Annotated in this window: 19 protein-coding genes; 14 read left to right on the forward strand and 5 right to left on the reverse strand. The window is 39.5% G+C overall.

What is annotated here, in order from left to right:
- The first annotated feature begins 224 nt into the window (after nucleotides 1-224).
- Genes hpxZ through FD723_RS12975 form a run of 3 tightly spaced genes read left to right on the forward strand, consistent with a single transcriptional unit; the run spans nucleotide 225 to nucleotide 1,810 of the window.
- The gene (gene hpxZ, locus FD723_RS12965) at nucleotides 225-611 is read left to right on the forward strand and encodes an oxalurate catabolism protein HpxZ (RefSeq protein WP_179065691.1); all 387 of its coding nucleotides are present in this window, start codon (nucleotides 225-227) and stop codon (nucleotides 609-611) included.
- A 26-nt stretch (nucleotides 612-637) separates the two neighbouring features.
- A complete protein-coding gene (locus FD723_RS12970; protein WP_179065692.1) occupies nucleotides 638-1,216 on the forward strand; it encodes an O-methyltransferase in 579 nt (192 codons plus the stop codon).
- A 39-nt stretch (nucleotides 1,217-1,255) separates the two neighbouring features.
- Nucleotides 1,256-1,810, forward strand: coding sequence for an NUDIX hydrolase (locus tag FD723_RS12975; protein WP_179065693.1), 555 nt, complete (start codon nucleotides 1,256-1,258; stop codon nucleotides 1,808-1,810).
- Between the two features lie 131 nt (nucleotides 1,811-1,941).
- Here the strand turns inward: FD723_RS12975 and FD723_RS12980 are convergent, their stop codons facing one another.
- Together FD723_RS12980 and FD723_RS12985 are read right to left on the reverse strand one after the other, a co-directional pair.
- On the reverse strand, nucleotides 1,942-2,451 hold the full coding sequence (locus FD723_RS12980) for a GNAT family N-acetyltransferase (protein WP_179065694.1): 510 nt from the start codon (nucleotides 2,449-2,451) through the stop codon (nucleotides 1,942-1,944).
- On the reverse strand, nucleotides 2,448-2,957 hold the full coding sequence (locus tag FD723_RS12985; protein ID WP_179065695.1) for a GNAT family N-acetyltransferase: 510 nt from the start codon (nucleotides 2,955-2,957) through the stop codon (nucleotides 2,448-2,450). Before FD723_RS12985 ends, FD723_RS12980 begins: the two co-directional genes overlap by 4 nt.
- Nucleotides 2,958-3,009: 52 nt before the next feature.
- Between FD723_RS12985 and FD723_RS12990 the strand changes: the two genes are divergently transcribed.
- From FD723_RS12990 to urtE, 9 genes are all read left to right on the forward strand, one after another.
- The gene (locus tag FD723_RS12990) at nucleotides 3,010-3,903 is read left to right on the forward strand and encodes an isopenicillin N synthase family oxygenase (protein WP_179065696.1); all 894 of its coding nucleotides are present in this window, start codon (nucleotides 3,010-3,012) and stop codon (nucleotides 3,901-3,903) included.
- 18 nt (nucleotides 3,904-3,921) lie between these two features.
- Nucleotides 3,922-5,061 (forward strand): FAD-binding oxidoreductase, encoded by a 1,140-nt coding sequence (locus FD723_RS12995; RefSeq protein ID WP_179065697.1) that lies wholly within the window; start codon nucleotides 3,922-3,924, stop codon nucleotides 5,059-5,061.
- 160 nt (nucleotides 5,062-5,221) lie between these two features.
- Nucleotides 5,222-5,644: an ester cyclase gene (locus FD723_RS13000; RefSeq protein WP_179065698.1), complete on the forward strand. Its 423-nt coding sequence runs from the start codon at nucleotides 5,222-5,224 to the stop codon at nucleotides 5,642-5,644.
- 420 nt (nucleotides 5,645-6,064) lie between these two features.
- Complete coding sequence (gene urtA, locus FD723_RS13005; RefSeq protein WP_179065699.1) at nucleotides 6,065-7,381, forward strand: urea ABC transporter substrate-binding protein; 1,317 nt, start codon at nucleotides 6,065-6,067, stop codon at nucleotides 7,379-7,381.
- Between the two features lie 98 nt (nucleotides 7,382-7,479).
- On the forward strand, nucleotides 7,480-8,640 hold the full coding sequence (gene urtB / locus FD723_RS13010) for an urea ABC transporter permease subunit UrtB (protein WP_179065700.1): 1,161 nt from the start codon (nucleotides 7,480-7,482) through the stop codon (nucleotides 8,638-8,640).
- Between the two features lie 31 nt (nucleotides 8,641-8,671).
- Entirely contained in the window at nucleotides 8,672-9,793 is a 1,122-nt protein-coding gene (gene urtC / locus FD723_RS13015) for an urea ABC transporter permease subunit UrtC (protein ID WP_179065701.1), read from the forward strand.
- A complete protein-coding gene (gene urtD, locus FD723_RS13020; protein WP_179065702.1) occupies nucleotides 9,768-10,514 on the forward strand; it encodes an urea ABC transporter ATP-binding protein UrtD in 747 nt (248 codons plus the stop codon). Before urtC ends, urtD begins: the two co-directional genes overlap by 26 nt.
- Nucleotides 10,515-10,577: 63 nt before the next feature.
- On the forward strand, nucleotides 10,578-10,859 hold the full coding sequence (locus FD723_RS13025) for a DNA methyltransferase (protein ID WP_218651821.1): 282 nt from the start codon (nucleotides 10,578-10,580) through the stop codon (nucleotides 10,857-10,859).
- A 315-nt stretch (nucleotides 10,860-11,174) separates the two neighbouring features.
- Nucleotides 11,175-11,873: an urea ABC transporter ATP-binding subunit UrtE gene (urtE, locus tag FD723_RS13030; RefSeq protein WP_179065703.1), complete on the forward strand. Its 699-nt coding sequence runs from the start codon at nucleotides 11,175-11,177 to the stop codon at nucleotides 11,871-11,873.
- Here urtE and FD723_RS13035 read toward each other — a convergent pair.
- A complete protein-coding gene (locus FD723_RS13035; RefSeq protein ID WP_179065704.1) occupies nucleotides 11,836-12,564 on the reverse strand; it encodes a hypothetical protein in 729 nt (242 codons plus the stop codon). The genes urtE and FD723_RS13035 overlap by 38 nt on opposite strands.
- Before the next feature lie 82 nt (nucleotides 12,565-12,646).
- Nucleotides 12,647-13,429 carry an ABC transporter permease gene (locus tag FD723_RS13040; RefSeq protein WP_179065705.1) on the reverse strand — a complete coding sequence of 261 codons (783 nt, stop codon included), beginning with the start codon at nucleotides 13,427-13,429 and terminating at the stop codon, nucleotides 12,647-12,649.
- 147 nt (nucleotides 13,430-13,576) lie between these two features.
- Between FD723_RS13040 and FD723_RS13045 the strand changes: the two genes are divergently transcribed.
- Together FD723_RS13045 and FD723_RS13050 are read left to right on the forward strand one after the other, a co-directional pair.
- Nucleotides 13,577-14,188, forward strand: coding sequence for a DedA family protein (locus tag FD723_RS13045; protein WP_179065706.1), 612 nt, complete (start codon nucleotides 13,577-13,579; stop codon nucleotides 14,186-14,188).
- A 160-nt stretch (nucleotides 14,189-14,348) separates the two neighbouring features.
- Nucleotides 14,349-14,882: a hypothetical protein gene (locus FD723_RS13050; protein WP_179065707.1), complete on the forward strand. Its 534-nt coding sequence runs from the start codon at nucleotides 14,349-14,351 to the stop codon at nucleotides 14,880-14,882.
- On the opposite strand, the gene FD723_RS13055 is transcribed toward FD723_RS13050, so the two are convergent.
- Nucleotides 14,879-15,565 carry a hypothetical protein gene (locus tag FD723_RS13055; protein WP_256875175.1) on the reverse strand — a complete coding sequence of 229 codons (687 nt, stop codon included), beginning with the start codon at nucleotides 15,563-15,565 and terminating at the stop codon, nucleotides 14,879-14,881. The two genes, FD723_RS13050 and FD723_RS13055, sit on opposite strands and share 4 nt — an antisense overlap.
- Nucleotides 15,566-15,825 lie beyond the last annotated feature (260 nt).

The raw sequence follows: 15,825 nt of genomic DNA on the forward strand, positions 1-15,825 counted from the left end.
AACTGGTATCTTAACTAAACATAGCAATGTGCTGAAGTCGGGTAAAGTCGCCAAGGGCGAACGCGGCTATACAGACAAAACCCAACTCCGTGGGTTTCAAATTCTTTAAGTCCGCGTAGGTGGACGAAAGTTTGTGTAGCCGCGATTTCTAATCGCCTCGTATATTTGCAAAGGTGAGATGCTTCCTGCATAATCATTCGTGATACCAAAAATTGGTAACAACAATGACTACTATAAATGACCCTGCTGTTGTCGCTGAAGTAACTAATTTGTACCTGAAGTACGAAGATGCCCTTTCTAATAACAATTTGGATGTGATGGATAGCTTATTTTGGGATGCGCCCGAAGTAGTTCGCTTTGGCATCACAGAAAACCTCTATGGTGGCGATGAGGTTCGTAACTTTCGCCAGAATCGACCAAACCCAAAAATAGAGCGAGAAATCTCGAATCTCAAGGTTGTAACCTTTGGGAAAGATGCAGCAACCGTGACTTTAGAGTTTCGCCGGATTATCAATGGTGTAGAGCGTTTCGGGCGACAAAGCCAGACTTGGTACAGGTTTACCGAAGGCTGGAAGGTGGTTTCAGCCCATGTTTCATTATTGCCAGTGTGATGGTGCGTTTTGATCGAGGAGTAGACATGACAACCTATCCCATCGCCTCTAGTCCATCATTAGTGCAGCAGGCCGAATCTCTAGCTGCACAACTTGAGTTTACCCAATCTTCACTCCCAGAAGTTGGTCGTCTGTTGCACGTCCTCACCAGCCATATCACACAGGGTCAAATTGGCGAGATTGGTAGCGGGTGTGGGGTTGGTGCAGCGTGGATTGTGAGCGCATTACACCCAGATAGTACATTGATTACGATTGAGAGCGATCGCGATCGAGCCAAAGTTGTGCAACAGCTATTTGCAGATAAGTCTAATGTCCGCGCACTTCAAGGCGACTGGCGCGATTTACTGACTTATGCTCCCTTTGATTTGTTATTTGCCGATGGCGGAAAGGCAAAACTTACAGAACCTCAAACATTGATAACTGCTCTCAAACCCGGAGGCTTCATCTTACTAGACGATCTCACACCAGAAGAATACTGGCCACCAGAATGGCATGGACGCACAGATCCAATCAGGGAATTTTGGCTCAAAGATCCTCGGATTGCTGCCACAGAAATCCGCGTGACCGCAAAAAATTCAGTAATTATAGCAACACGAATTCAATGAAATAATTACTGTAAAAAGCAGACAAATAGATGTTTAAATATGGAAAATTCATTTGATTGGATTGTATTAAAATCTAGGTACATAGTAAAAGACAGATGGATTTCAGTACGTTCTGATACTTGCCAAATGCCTAATGGAACAATAGTTGACCCTTATTATGTTCTGGAATATCCAACGTGGGTTAATGTTGTAGCTTTAACCAAAAATCAGGAGGTTGTCTTAGTAGAGCAATATCGCCACGGTTTGAAAAAAACAATTTTAGAATTGCCCAGCGGTGCTGTAGAAGCAGAAGATATTTTACCATTAGAAGCTGCAAAGCGCGAATTATTAGAAGAGACTGGTTACACTAGCAATAATTTTATTGAAACTGGTATATTATCACCAAACCCAGCTAATCATAGCAATTTAACCCATTGTTTTTTAGCAACAGATGTAGAACGTGTGGCTGATTTAAAGTTAGATGTTACAGAACAGATTGATGTCGTTTTGTTGCCACTAAAGAATTTAATCGAACTTATTGACAATGGTAGATTTCTGCAAACATTACATATTAGTTCATTATTTTTTGCTCTCAAAAAACTTGAGAAATTGTAATAATATGACCGACTATAGTATTTTTAACCTCTGCAATTAGAGAAAGTTCTGGAGTATATTATACTTACCTACTGATAGAAAAATTGCCAGAGAATTTATTACCCAAGAATTCTTACTTTCATAAACTTGAATTATACTCCATGAAAAGCTGGTGGATAAATAACTTTCCCCTTATATTTTTGGTGATAGCTTTGCAGCGGTTTAACCATAAATACATCCTCTGGTACTGGAAAAGGAGACTCGATTTCATAAACAACTGAAGATTGAAAGCCAAAGCAAGTATAAAATTCTGGATGACCTAGTACAATAACTATGGTTTCTCCCTTTGCCTCTGCTATTTCTAACCCTGCTTTTATGAGTGTGCTGCCAATACCTTGTCTTTGAAATTGTGGATGAACTGCTAAAGGCGCTAGACCAAGTACCTGTAATGTTTCATCATCCACGAGGTCAATATAACTAAATAAAATATGACCAACTACAACATTTTCAACCTCTGCAACTAGAGAAAGTTCTGAAATATAGCGGTCAGAACGGCGAATTTTTTCCACAAGTTTAGCCTCGTTTTCCTGCCCAAAGGCTAATGTATTCACCTCAGCTATTCTTGTGTAGTCTGCCAGAGTTTCATCACGGATGTTAATCATTTTAAAACTAATTCCATAAAAACCCAGTTTACTCGATATTCTAAAGGAATCTCTGTTTTTTCCAAATACGGCTTGATATCATGAAAGCCAAATAGACGATAAAGTGCTTGTGCTTCTTTGGCAAAAGGTGCGCTGTCTAAATGTATCTTTGAGTAACCAATGTAGGCAGCTTCATTGATGATAGCTTCTAATAAATACCGACCGATTCCTTTTCTACGAAATTCTGGTTTTACATACATTCTTTTAATTTCGCCAACATCTTCCCCAATCTTTCGCAAGCAAGCGCAGCCAGCTATTTTTGACTCGTATTCTCCTAAAAGCAAGCGTCCTGAAGGGGGTAGAAATTCGTGCAGTTGAGTCATATATTGCTCAAAGAATGTATTAACATCTAAATTGATACCGAATTGATCGCTGAATTTCAACTTAGTCTCATGAAAATATTCCCAAAATACTTCCTGTATATGAGGTTTATGTTCGTCAGTGTCTACCTGGATAATTTTAAGCAAAGTTTATGTCTCCGCTAAATAATTAAACAAAATAAAAAAGATACAAATATCAATGGTCATTATTCCAGTAATTGATTTAACTGCCTTTACTCATGGCAATGCAGCAACTCGGCAAGCTGTTGTCAAACAAATTTATCAAGCTTGTCATGAAATTGGTTTCATGTACTTAAAAAATTTAGGAATATCACAAAACCTAATCAACCGAGTATTCAATCACAGCAAATATTTCTTTAATTTACCTTTAGAAGTTAAGCAAAAGCAAGCTTGGAGTGATGAATTTAATAATACGGGTTACGTTGGTATTGAGAGAGAATGTCTTGACCCCAATAAACCAGGCGACTTGAAAGAGGCGTTGAATGTAAACAAACAAGCAGCTGTAAAGATAGATGCTTCTATTGTCACTTTTTATGATACTTGCACAGAACTTGCCAACACGATATTACAAGCTTATGCCTTGGCGTTGGAATTGCCAGAAAATTATTTTACTATCAGACACAACCAACAAAATCATACTTTGCGATTATTACATTATCCACCATTACAAATACCATCCAAACCCGGACAAGTACGTGCTGGTGAGCATTCCGATTATGGCAGTATTACCTTACTTTTCCAAGATGACGTTGGTGGGTTAGAAGTACAGACAGCTTCTAGAGAGTGGATTGCCGCACCTGCAATTCCTGATACTGTAGTAGTCAATACTGGTGATTTAATGCAACGGTGGACAAATGATATATTTTGCTCAACTAAGCATCGAGTAATGATTCCCAGTGATAACAAGGTGAAGCAGTCCCGATATTCTATCGCTTTTTTCTGTCATCCTAATGATGATACAGAAATTGCTTGTCTGGAAAGTTGCCAGAAAGAACAATCGCCTATCTATCCCCCTATCCTGGCGGGAGAATATCTTTTAAGTCGTTTGCAAGCAACTTATGGTAATTCGTAATTAAGAAAGACATTTAATATGAAAACCTACGACTGGATTGTGGTTGGCGGTGGAATTACGGGTGCTGCACTTGCTTATGAATTGGCTAAAACTGGCTTTTCTGTACTTTTGTTGGAGCAATACAGCACACCACAGAATGCAACTCGCTATAGTTATGGTGGGCTTGCCTATTGGTCGGGTAGTACACCACTAACTCGGCTATTGTGCGAAGAAGCGATCGCGCGTTACCATATCCTAGCTCAAGAGTTAGATGCTGATATCCAATTTCGGGAGTTAGATTTATTACTGACTATTTCAGCCGATTCTGACCCAGAAGCAACTGCTGCATCATATAATGATTGTGCCATTCCACCCCGTTTACTCAGCGTTCAAGAAGCTTGTGAGTTGGAACCGCTGCTAAATCGAGAGGCGATATCTGGTGCTTTAACTGTCAAACACGGTCATATTCACCCAGAAAAAACCGCCCAAGCCTACATCCAAGCTTTTGAACGTGCTGGGGGGGAAATGCAGATTTCTCAAGTATTGCAAGTATTACAAGATGGCGTTAAAACCACCACTGCAACTTTTCACAGCGCTAAGGTCGTCATTTGTGCAGGTGGACTCAGCCGCCAGCTTCTCAAATCTGCTGGTATTCCCATCAAGTTGTATTTTACCCACGCAGAAATCATTGAAACCCCACCTGTTGATGTCAGGTTACGCACCTTAGTTATGCCAGCTAATCTGCAACGGTTTCAACTAGAAGCTGAATCGACTCAAGTTGATGAATTATGGGATGAACTTGGTAATGAGTTAGTACCACCAATTTTAGATGCGGGTGCAATTCAGTTTCAAGATGGTAGTATCCGCATCGGTCAAATTAGCCGTGCGATCGCAGATCCTCATGCCAAGGTAAACTCAGAGGTAAGCGAAAAATGGTTGCGAAGAAGTGTTGGTCAAATTTTACCAGCATTAGAGAATTTACCAGGGACTTGGTATCACTGCTTAGTGGCATTTAGTAACAATCAACTCCCCTTAATTGGTGCTATCCCTGGATTGGAAGGCGTTCATGTTTTCTCTGGGTTTAGTAACCCTCTAGTACTGATACCACCTTTGGCAAAGCGCTTTGCTAATTTTGCAACTGGCCAGGAAGATGAAATTATTAGACAAATGCTAATCTAAAAGCCCCGTAGTTAAAGACATAAATATTACTGATGCTGACAAATTAAGCGCTGCACCGATTTTAATTCAATCTCAAACTTGGTTAATTGACAATAGTGCATCTTGTCTGTCTAAATAAATAATTAGAGTTCGCCTAATTTTCAGTAGAGGAATAGCAGCAATGTCTTCCATTGAGGACAACAAAATCATTGCTCAACGGTGGATTGAACTTATTAGCGAGCATAAGATCGAAGAAATTTGCGAGATAACCGCCCCGAATTGGAAAATGCAGGGTGGTTTACCAGGACTTCCCCTTGGCCCTGACGGGGTACGCAAACTCTTTGGTTCATTTGGGCCTATACAGCAGAAATGGACAATTGAAGACGTAATCGCTGAAGGTGACAAAGTTGTTGTGCGTGCGACTAATACCTGCATTCAAGAGAGTTTTCTTGGCATTCCAAGTCGCGGTCGTCAGCAGACATTCACTGCTACATTCATTCATTATATTGCCGACGGCAAGATAATTGAAACCTGGCGAAACGCTGACGACCTTGGACGGGTTCTTCAGCTTGGGGCACGGATTGAACCAGGAGTATCTGAATAATAACAGTGTAGACAATACGCTTGGGTTAGCGCCAAAAATCTTAAACTGTGTAGGTTGGGTTGAAGAACGTAGCTTGCTTCCCGAAGGGTAACCCAACATTTTCTGGGCTTTGTTGGGTTGCGCTTTGCTGAACCCAACCTACAATTTTTCTTAACTGAACTGTATTGGTCTATAATCTCAGACGTTCGTGGAAGAGAAGGGTTTTGTTGTTCTATAAATATTTACATAGATACGAGAATCTTTATAAAGTTAACAAAGATTAATCTTAAAAAGTTTGTTTTTTATTACAAAAACAAACTTTTTTGTATAAGGCGTCACTTTTTACTAGTAAACTATCGCACTATCATCACACTTTAAAGTTTGATATTGTCAGCTTTCTATTAAGTTAGTTGATTCATCAAGAGGAAAATTCATAAAAAGATGAGAAGACAATTTAACCGACGCAAGTTTATAATTTACGGTTCTTTAACTTTTGGAAGCAGCTTTTTTTTAAAAGCTTGCGCGAATAATTCTCCAACTGCAACACAGAGTCCAGTCGCCACTCCTGCGGCTTCTCCAACAGCGGCTACTACTGGTAACACCATCAAAGTAGGTATTTTGCACTCTTTGAGTGGTACGATGGCTATTAGTGAAAAAAGCGTTGTTGATGCTGAAAAATTAGCAATCAAAGAAATTAACGCTGCTGGTGGTATATTAGGTAAACAAATTGAAGCAGTTACCGAAGATGGTGCTTCTAATTGGGATACTTTTAGAGAAAAAGCAACTAAGTTAATCGACCAAGATAAAGTAGCTGTAGTTTTTGGTTGTTGGACTTCTGCTAGCCGCAAGAACGTTAAGCCAGTATTTGAGAGCAAAAATCATATGCTCTGGTATCCTGTGCAATACGAAGGTCAAGAATGCTCTAAAAATATTTTCTACACTGGTGCTGCACCAAATCAACAAATTGAACCATCTGTTGATTGGCTGTTAAAAAATAAGGGCAAAGAATTCTTCTTAGTTGGCTCAGACTACGTTTTTCCCAGGACAGCTAATACCATCATTAAAGCTCAACTAGAAGCTTTAGGCGGAAAAACAGTTGGTGAAGATTATTTACCTCTTGGCAATACAGAAGTTACACCAATTATCACTAAAATTAAACAAAATTTACCCAATGGTGGCGTGATTTACAACACCTTAAATGGTGATAGCAACGTTGCTTTCTTCAAACAATTAAAAGGTGCTGGATTGACACCAGATAAATATCCCTCCATGTCTGTAAGTATTGCTGAAGAAGAAGTTAAAGCGATTGGTGTAGAGTATCTCAAAGGTCATTATGCAGCTTGGAACTATTTCCAAACAGTAGACACACCTGCTAATAAGAAGTTTGTGGCAGCTTTCAAAAAAGAATACGGTGAAAATCGGGTGACAAATGACCCAATGGAAGCAGCATATATCGCAGTTTATTTGTGGAAGCAAGCAGTAGAAAAAGCTGGTACTACAGACATAGCGAAGGTAAGTGCTGCGGCTTATGGTCAAACTCTAGATGCACCTGAAGGTAAAGTGACAATGGATGCCAATCATCACATATCTAAAGTTGTGCGAATTGGTCAAGTTAGACAAGATGGTTTATTTGATATTGTCTATGCTACTCCGACAGCAGTTGAACCAGTTCCTTGGAATCAATTTGTGAAAGAAACTAAAGGATTTGCTTGTGATTGGAGTGACCCTGCGAAGGGTGGTAAGTACAAGAAAATCTAAATAATTCGTAATTCGTAATATTCTCGTTTCCAGTCTGAGACTGGGAACGAGGCACACGAAACACTAACTACTAGCTGATAGCTGTTGTGGAGAAATAAGTGTTAGCAGGATTCTTAGAAGCTGTATTTAATGGTATTAGTATTGGCGCAGTATTATTAATTGCCGCGTTGGGACTAGCTATTATATTTGGATTGATGGGCGTTATCAATATGGCGCATGGCGAATTGATGATGTTCGGCGCTTATACAACTTATGTTGTGCAAAATGTCTGCAAACAATTGGGTGGGGTATGGTTTGAAGTCTATATATTTTTGGCTTTGATTATTGCTTTTATATTCACGGCTACTGTGGGATTAATTTTAGAAAAAGGTGTGATTCGTTATCTCTATGGACGCCCATTAGAAACTTTACTCGCAACTTGGGGAGTAAGTTTAATTTTTCAGCAGTTTGTCCGCAGTGTGAATTGGGTATTGATAATTGGTCTAGGCTTATTTTCTCTGCTGTTTTTTGGAGGTTTATGGATTTTAAATTCCCGCACAGATTTGGGAAGAGTTCGTAACTGGATTGTGGCGATGATATTTTTATTATCGCTGGGGGTGACAATTACAACGGGCAATTTCTTGAGTCAAACTTATCAGTTAGCAGTGACTCAACCTTGGTTTGGCGCTCAAAATGTAGATGTAACAGCGCCTACTTGGTTACAAGCGGGGATATCTTTGGGTGGTGTGCAATTGCCCTTTGCCAGGTTATTTATTATTGCTTTAACAATAATCTGTGTGGCAGGAATTTATTTATTTTTACAACGTTCTAGCTGGGGTTTAAGAATTCGGGCGGTGACGCAAAACCGGAGTATGAGTGCTTGTTTGGGTATCCCAACTCAAAAGGTTGATGCAATTACTTTTGCACTGGGTTCTGGTTTAGCTGGTGTGGCGGGATGTGCAATTAGTTTGCTTGGTTCTGTAGGGCCAAATACAGGACAAAACTATATTATTGATACTTTTATGGTTGTTGTGGTTGGGGGTGTGGGCAATTTAGGCGGTACGATTGTGGCTGCGTTGGGAATTGGTACGGCTAATTTTTTAATTGGTTCTGGAACTCTGGCTTTGTTGTTGACTCCTGTTAAGCCTTTGGCTGATTTCTTTACTTTTTTTGCGACGACGAGTATGGCTAAGGTGATGGTGTTTGCGCTGATTATTGTGTTTTTACAGTGGAAGCCTGGGGGGATTTTTCCACAGAAGGGACGTACTGTTGATGTTTGAACAAACCGCCAAGACGCAGAGGACGCAGAGAATGAAAAAGAAGGGGGGAAGATTAATTTTAATCGAAGTTGGGGTGGTAGTTACGATCGCACTCTTGCTCATCATCATTATGCCACTGCTGCTGTCGGAATTTCGTCTAAATTTGTTGGGGCGATTTTTGTCGCTGGCGATCGCAGCTTTAGGTATCGATTTGATTTGGGGTTATACTGGTTTACTAAGTTTGGGACATGGTATTTTCTTTGGTTTGGGTGGATATGCGATCGCAATGTACCTGAAGCTGCAAGTCCCGACTGGAGAATTGCCTGATTTCATGGGACTTTATGGAGTTACAGAACTTCCCAGTTTTTGGCAACCTTTTTATTCTTTTCCTTTGACAATAGCTGCTGTGGTACTAATTCCAGGATTATTGGCGGGATTGTTAGGATATTTGGTTTTCCGAAATCGCCTCAAGGGTGTTTATTTTTCTATATTGACTCAAGCCGGAACTATTGTATTTTTCAACTTCTTTAACGGTCAACAACAATTTTTCAACGGCACGAATGGACTGATAGATTTTACAACTTTGTTTGGCGCAACGGTCAGCGATGCCAAAACACAGTTTATTTTCTACACGCTGACAGTAGTGTTTCTCGCAATCACCTATGGCATTTGTCGCTGGTTGACAACTGGACGCTTTGGGAGATTGCTGATAGCGATTCGTGATGATGAAAGTCGGGTAAGATTTTCTGGCTACGACCCTACAGATTTTAAGGTGTTGGTGTTTGTAGTTTCAGGTGCGATCGCAGGCATAGCAGGAGCATTTTACACCATTCAAAGTGGTTCTGTCTCACCCAGAGCAATGGATATTGCCTTTTCGATTGAAATGGTGATTTGGGTTGCTGTAGGCGGACGTGCTACTTTAATTGGCGCGATTGTCGGAACTTTGTTAGTAAATTGTGCCCGCACTTTTTTAAGCGAACAATTTGCCGAAATCTGGCTATTTTTCCAAGGCGCACTATTTTTGATAGTCGTCACAGTCCTTCCTGACGGTATCGTGGGATGGTTGCGTAGTCAGAATATTTCTCTTTTCCACCGCCGTCAAGAAATTGCTACATATCCCACCTTGGAAGAAGACCCCGAAGTGCAACATGAACGCGAAAATCTTGGAAACTGAAAACGTAACTGTTAGCTTTGATGGTTTTAAGGCTTTAAACCAACTTAACTTTAGTATGGATGTGGGTGAATTACGAGTAGTAATTGGCCCCAACGGCGCGGGAAAGACAACGTTTCTGGATGTGATTACAGGTAAAGTTCAGCCAACCGTTGGGCGAGTTTTATTCAAAGGAAGAAACCTACGTTCTTTACCTGAATATAAAATTGCCCGATTGGGAATTGGGCGGAAGTTTCAAACACCCCGAATTTACTTAAATTTAACGCCCCGCGAAAATCTGGAAATTACCAGTAATAAGAAGAAAAATGTCTTTTCTACTTTGTTTGAACGTTCTAATACTGTTGAAAGGAATAATATTAAAGGATTGTTAGAAACTATCGGTTTAACGCCAAAAGCTGATATCAGAGCAGCTTTACTTTCTCACGGAGAAAAGCAGCGTTTAGAAATTGGAATGTTAGTAGCACAGTCGCCTGATTTATTACTCGTTGATGAACCAGTTGCGGGTTTAACAGACGAAGAAACCTATAACATTGGCGAACTACTTTTAGCACTAGCGCAGAGTCATTCAATTTTAGTAATTGAACATGATATGGAATTTGTGCGTCAAATTGCCAAGAAAGTGACAGTGTTGCATGAAGGTTCGGTGCTGTGCGAAGGAAATTTTGAAGAAGTCCAAAATGACTCTCGTGTAATTGAGGTATATCTGGGAAAACAGGAAGAATGAATTTTTATCTCAAAAGCTCGACATGGTACTCTATATTTAGGGTTCTCAGATATAGAGTTTGACATGACTGTAAAGACCATAAAAGATATTAGCAATCCTGATACCTATAAAGGTATGTATTCTTTCCATAAATACTGGGGTAAAAAGCCAACTGAAAGTATTGCTTTTTTTATACAAAACTATACAAATGAGTCAGATATAGTTATTGATCCATTTTTAGGTTCAGGTTTTATTAGTAGAGAATGTTTGTACCAAAAAAGGAGATTTATTGGAATTGATATTAATCCTTTCGCAATTGATTTAAAGGTTACTTATTTTCCATCAGAATATTTAAAAGGAACTTAGACCTTTTAACACCGACGATAAACACTTTTCTTGATGCTTTTAGCTCAAAGCAAATATCAGATTTAAAGATGAATTTTAATTATCCTGGTAAACCACAAACCTTCAGTGCTTTAACAGATGTTATTTTCGTTGTAAAGTAAAACATTTTCATCAATATTTTTTAATGATTATGCATTTAGGTGAGCATGAATAAATAGCGGTTTAGCCTTCAATTATGAAACCCATCAAAATAATTCCATCTTGATACGAAAATATCAAAACTCTATCTTTTTCTCTGTGCCTCTGCATTAAATTTTAATATCTACGTAATCTATAATGCTAAAAATCTCTAACCTCAACGTTTATTACAGCGAAAGCCACATTCTCCGCAATGTAGATTTAAGCGTACCAACTGGGCAAATGGTTTGCCTAATTGGACGCAATGGTGTAGGTAAAACAACCCTACTCAAAACTATCATGGGTTTACTCAAACCCCGTAGCGGTACTATTAATTTAGCTGAACAATTAATCAACTCTAAATCTCCCGACCAAAGAGCAAAGTTAGGAATTGGTTATGTCCCCCAAGGAAGAGAAATTATCCCCCGATTGACAGTTAAAGAAAATCTGCTGCTGGGGTTAGAAGCTAGAAAGAAAGCAGTAAAAAAAGCAGAAATTCCAGAGGAAGTTTTTAGCTTATTCCCAGTGTTAAAGACCATGCTTTCGCGGATGGGTGGTGATTTGAGTGGGGGACAACAGCAACAATTGGCGATCGCACGTGCTTTAATGGGAGAACCTCAACTACTCGTCTTAGATGAACCCACCGAAGGTATTCAACCCTCCATCATCCTAGAAATTGAAGCCGCAGTGCGTCGCATCGTCGAAACTACAGGCATTTCGGTTTTATTGGTAGAGCAACATTTGCACTTTGTCCGTCAGGCTGATTACTATTACGCTATGCAAAAAGGTGGTATTGTCGCCTCCGGTTCCACAGATGAACTCAGCCAAGATGTGATTCAACGCTTTTTAGCTGTTTAATATTTGATATTTCTATATCAACAGTGTCAGAAGTAATCAAGTCTGCGGCTTCTTGTAAAAGCTCATTCTGTTCTTTTTGAATTGCTTCTAAGCGCTGGGAAATTTCTACCAATCTTTGTTGTTTATTTGGTTGAAAACTTTCAGGTGGCAAAGCTGGTATGTTATCAGCTTGTTTAGCACCTGTGATTTTTTGAAAAGTAAAACTACCAAATTTAGCTAATGATAAAAAGCTAACTTTAATCAAAGCCTGAAGCAATTTTAACGGAACTTGCAGTATTGACCAACTAGCTGTTTCAATCAAGCGGACAATTGCTTTGATGATGCTCCAACTGAGAGCGATCGCAAACAGCAAAACCACTATACTAATAATTGGGTGATTAGTCGCCCAACCTAGTATTTGAACTAACCTAAAAAATATCGGATGTTGTGTTAACCAATCATTTGTAGAAGATGTAATCGCACCTTTTACTGCTCCTGATGTTGTACTCTTAAATTGCTCCGCTGTTTGCCAAGTTTGCTCTAAGCTGGTTGTAACTGTATCAATTGCTTTATCAGTTGTTGTATTTAAAGACTCTCCAACTCGTTGTACTGAGTTATTTAGAGAGTTAACGCTTCCACCCACAAAATTTTTCACATTTTGCAAGCGTTGTAAAACTCCATTAGGCAAATGTATATCTATTTGAGATACCATAGAACAATTCACCGAGGTCGAAATCTAACCATACAGGTATACCAAAACTTCCAGGAGAAATCTGATTACTTTTCAAAACTCTCTAACTCGAAGCACTAGTATAAAACCGCAACGCAAACCGCCAAAACCAAGTAGAAGCAAAAAACAACAACATTGCTAATATTGCCGCACCTATCAACCAGCTAATTTCACTCCGACCCAACAGCACTTCGGCTGGTACAGTAGTTAAAAAAGCTACTGGCATCACAAAGGTGAAGAAAAAGCGGTAAGCAGTGGGATATGCAGCAATAGGATATCGCCCAGCTTCTAACAAGCCACGCAGTACTTCGGTAGCGTTGTATATTTTTACGAACCAAATACTTGTTGCTCCCAGCATAAACCACAGGCTGTACAAAATCACTAAGCTGAACAATAACGGCAACAAACCAAGTAAATAGCCGTCTATTCCTATACCGAGGCGTTTACCTGCATAGCCAATGATAATACTACCAAAAATTAGATCCGGCAGTCCCCAAGGTGAAAGGGTATGAGTGGAAAGCCAAAACTGACTGCGAATAGGTTTTAATAAAATAAAGTCTAAAGTGCCTTCCTGGACATGGCGGACAATACGATTTAAGTTCGACGACAGAAAAGTAGCAGAAAATCCTTGGAGTAAGGTAAAAATTCCTAAAACCACTAAAGCTGCTTCCCATGTCCAGCCACTAAAAGTGTATCCAGTCCGGTAAAACAAGAATAGTCCAAAGAGGCTACCAGCAAGATTTCCCAAGCTGCTGAGGGTAGCTATGAAAAAATTAATCCGATATTCCAATTCTGCGGCGATCGCAGCACCCCAAAATAGTCTTAGTACTTTCAAATATCTTGGCATTTTGCACCTCTAACCCCACATCTACCATCTGTCATGAGATTTATCAGATTAAAAAATAACTTTACGTAAATTTCATATTACTTTTTATTCAAAAATATTGCTGAACGTTAAGATATTTTAGGCCTATGTTTAACGGTAAAAGGTTTTATGCATTTAAATTTACCAGACCTAATTACAAAAATTGGCTACTTTGGGGTATGGGCAATTGTCTTTGCGGAATCTGGCTTGCTAATTGGTTTTTTTCTGCCAGGAGATAGTTTGCTATTTACGGCTGGATTTCTTGCATCTCTTCCACAATCAGGGTTTAACATTTGGGTTCTGATTTTTGGTGCTTTTGTTTGTGCAGTCCTTGGTGATAATGTTGGCTACGCTACAGGACACAGATTTGGTAGAAAATTATTTCAGAAAGAAGATTCATGGTTATTTCATAAAAAACACTTGGTAAAAACCCAGGATTTTTATGAAAAGCATGGCAAGAAAACGCTAGTTTTGGCGAGGTTTACACCGATTATTCGCACTTTTGCGCCGATTGTGGCTGGACTTGGGGCGATGCATTACCGTACATTTATGTCTTACAACTTAATCGGTGGATTCTTGTGGACATTCGGAATCACCTTTTTAGGATTTTTCTTAGGAAAATCTCTGCCACCTGAACAGGTAGATAAGTATTTGTTACCGATTATTGGCTTAATTATAGTTATTTCTTTACTACCATCGATTATCCATGTAATTCAAGAAAGTCGAGCAAATAAAGGTTAAATTCCTCTTACTACTTCTAGAAAGGTAAATTAATTATCTAATCTTAAGCAGATTGCCCCATAAAGAGAATATGGCGTAGGGTATAGGGCAAAGTCTTTAGTCTGCAAAAATACTACTTAGGGAGAATGACACGCAAACCCCAGAAGTTAATAATACTGTCATGATTTTCTCAAACATCAATCTTTATCTGTTCCTAGAAAATTTCCTCTTTTTCTTAATTGCCACACTTTTGATTGTAGTTATCAACTGGGGCTGGAAAGACACAAAGCCTTATACTCTACCTTTACCATTTCCCGGTTGGTATAAAATATGGTTTGGCTCAGTGCAACTGCTAGGAGTATTACTGCCATTAGTGTTTATGCTATTGTGGGGTGTGTGGTGGGGCGATCGCACTGTGTTAACTGTGCTTGGTTGGTATTTTATCGTATTAGGGTTGCAAATTATCTCTGAAAGAGTGACCCTCAGGCAGTTGCAAAATGTCGTGTGGGTGATGGTTCCTTATATATATCTCCCTTACCGCTTCTGGCAATTGTATGAGGGTTTGACAATTTTGGATTCTCAAAGCGAGTTGCTGTGGGTACGGTATTTATTGATTTTTGAATTGGTGCTGTGGATTGTTAACTACGCCATCGATGTATCTCAATTGCCACGGCTGTTTCGCTGGGAAGTACAATCTAACTCTGATATTAGCTAGGGATTAATCGCAGAATTAGCCATTTTTATTAGAGAAGTGCGATCGCCTGCTTTCAACCCAACAACATATTGCACACCCTGTTGTCTCCAAGTCAAGGTAGCATCTGAGCAATTAGCACCACAAGCAAAATCTACAAAATAGCCAGTGATACCCTTAGCTAAGGATACAGTTTTACCAGTCAGGCGGGGTGTTTTGCGGGTTACAGCTTCAGCCGAAAGCACACCCAAACGGCAAGCAGTTCCACCACTACAGTCGGGACTGAAACCCAAGAGAATATCATAATTATTTTTTGTAGCAGCTTCTATAATTGCGTAAATTCGATTTTCCCCATCCGACTCAGGAATAAACTTCGGTAATAAAATCTTAATTTGAGTCTTTTGCTTTAATTTAGGCAGAATAGATTTAAAAACCGGGTGTGGCTGGGTTTTACTCTGCTGTGCTATCAGTTGGGACTGCTTGTCGATATTAGCTATGGCTGACTGATGGAAGCTGCTAACGCTGACTAATAAAAATACGGCACACACAGCACTAGTAGTCTGCCAACCCAAAAATGCTAAGTGAGGACTGGGGAAAGGGGAAAGGGAAAAGGGTAAGAGATTTAAACCCTTTCTCCCTTCCCCCTTACCCTTTACCCCGCCAAGTTCACTTGGCGAACTACTAGTATTTCTAAAGTTGAAAATCATCTTTGAAAACCTATTTCATCTGAAGTACTTATTTGTAATACCCATTTTGAGTATCAAATTACGTATTTAACAGATGAAGCGATCACGCCGATGTTATAACTATGAAGTATGTATTGCAGTAAATATTATACTAGTAGTTTCCTTACTTAGTATCTGTGTATTTAAAAATGGCTGTATCAGCGTCCAGAGAGTTAGACTGTTTTATTTATACACGAAAAAGCGCTTGAGGTTTTGCTCACTCAAGCGCTTTCTCGTAAAAG

The sequence above is a fragment of the Nostoc sp. C052 genome (assembly GCF_013393905.1).
Taxonomy (GTDB): domain Bacteria; phylum Cyanobacteriota; class Cyanobacteriia; order Cyanobacteriales; family Nostocaceae; genus Nostoc.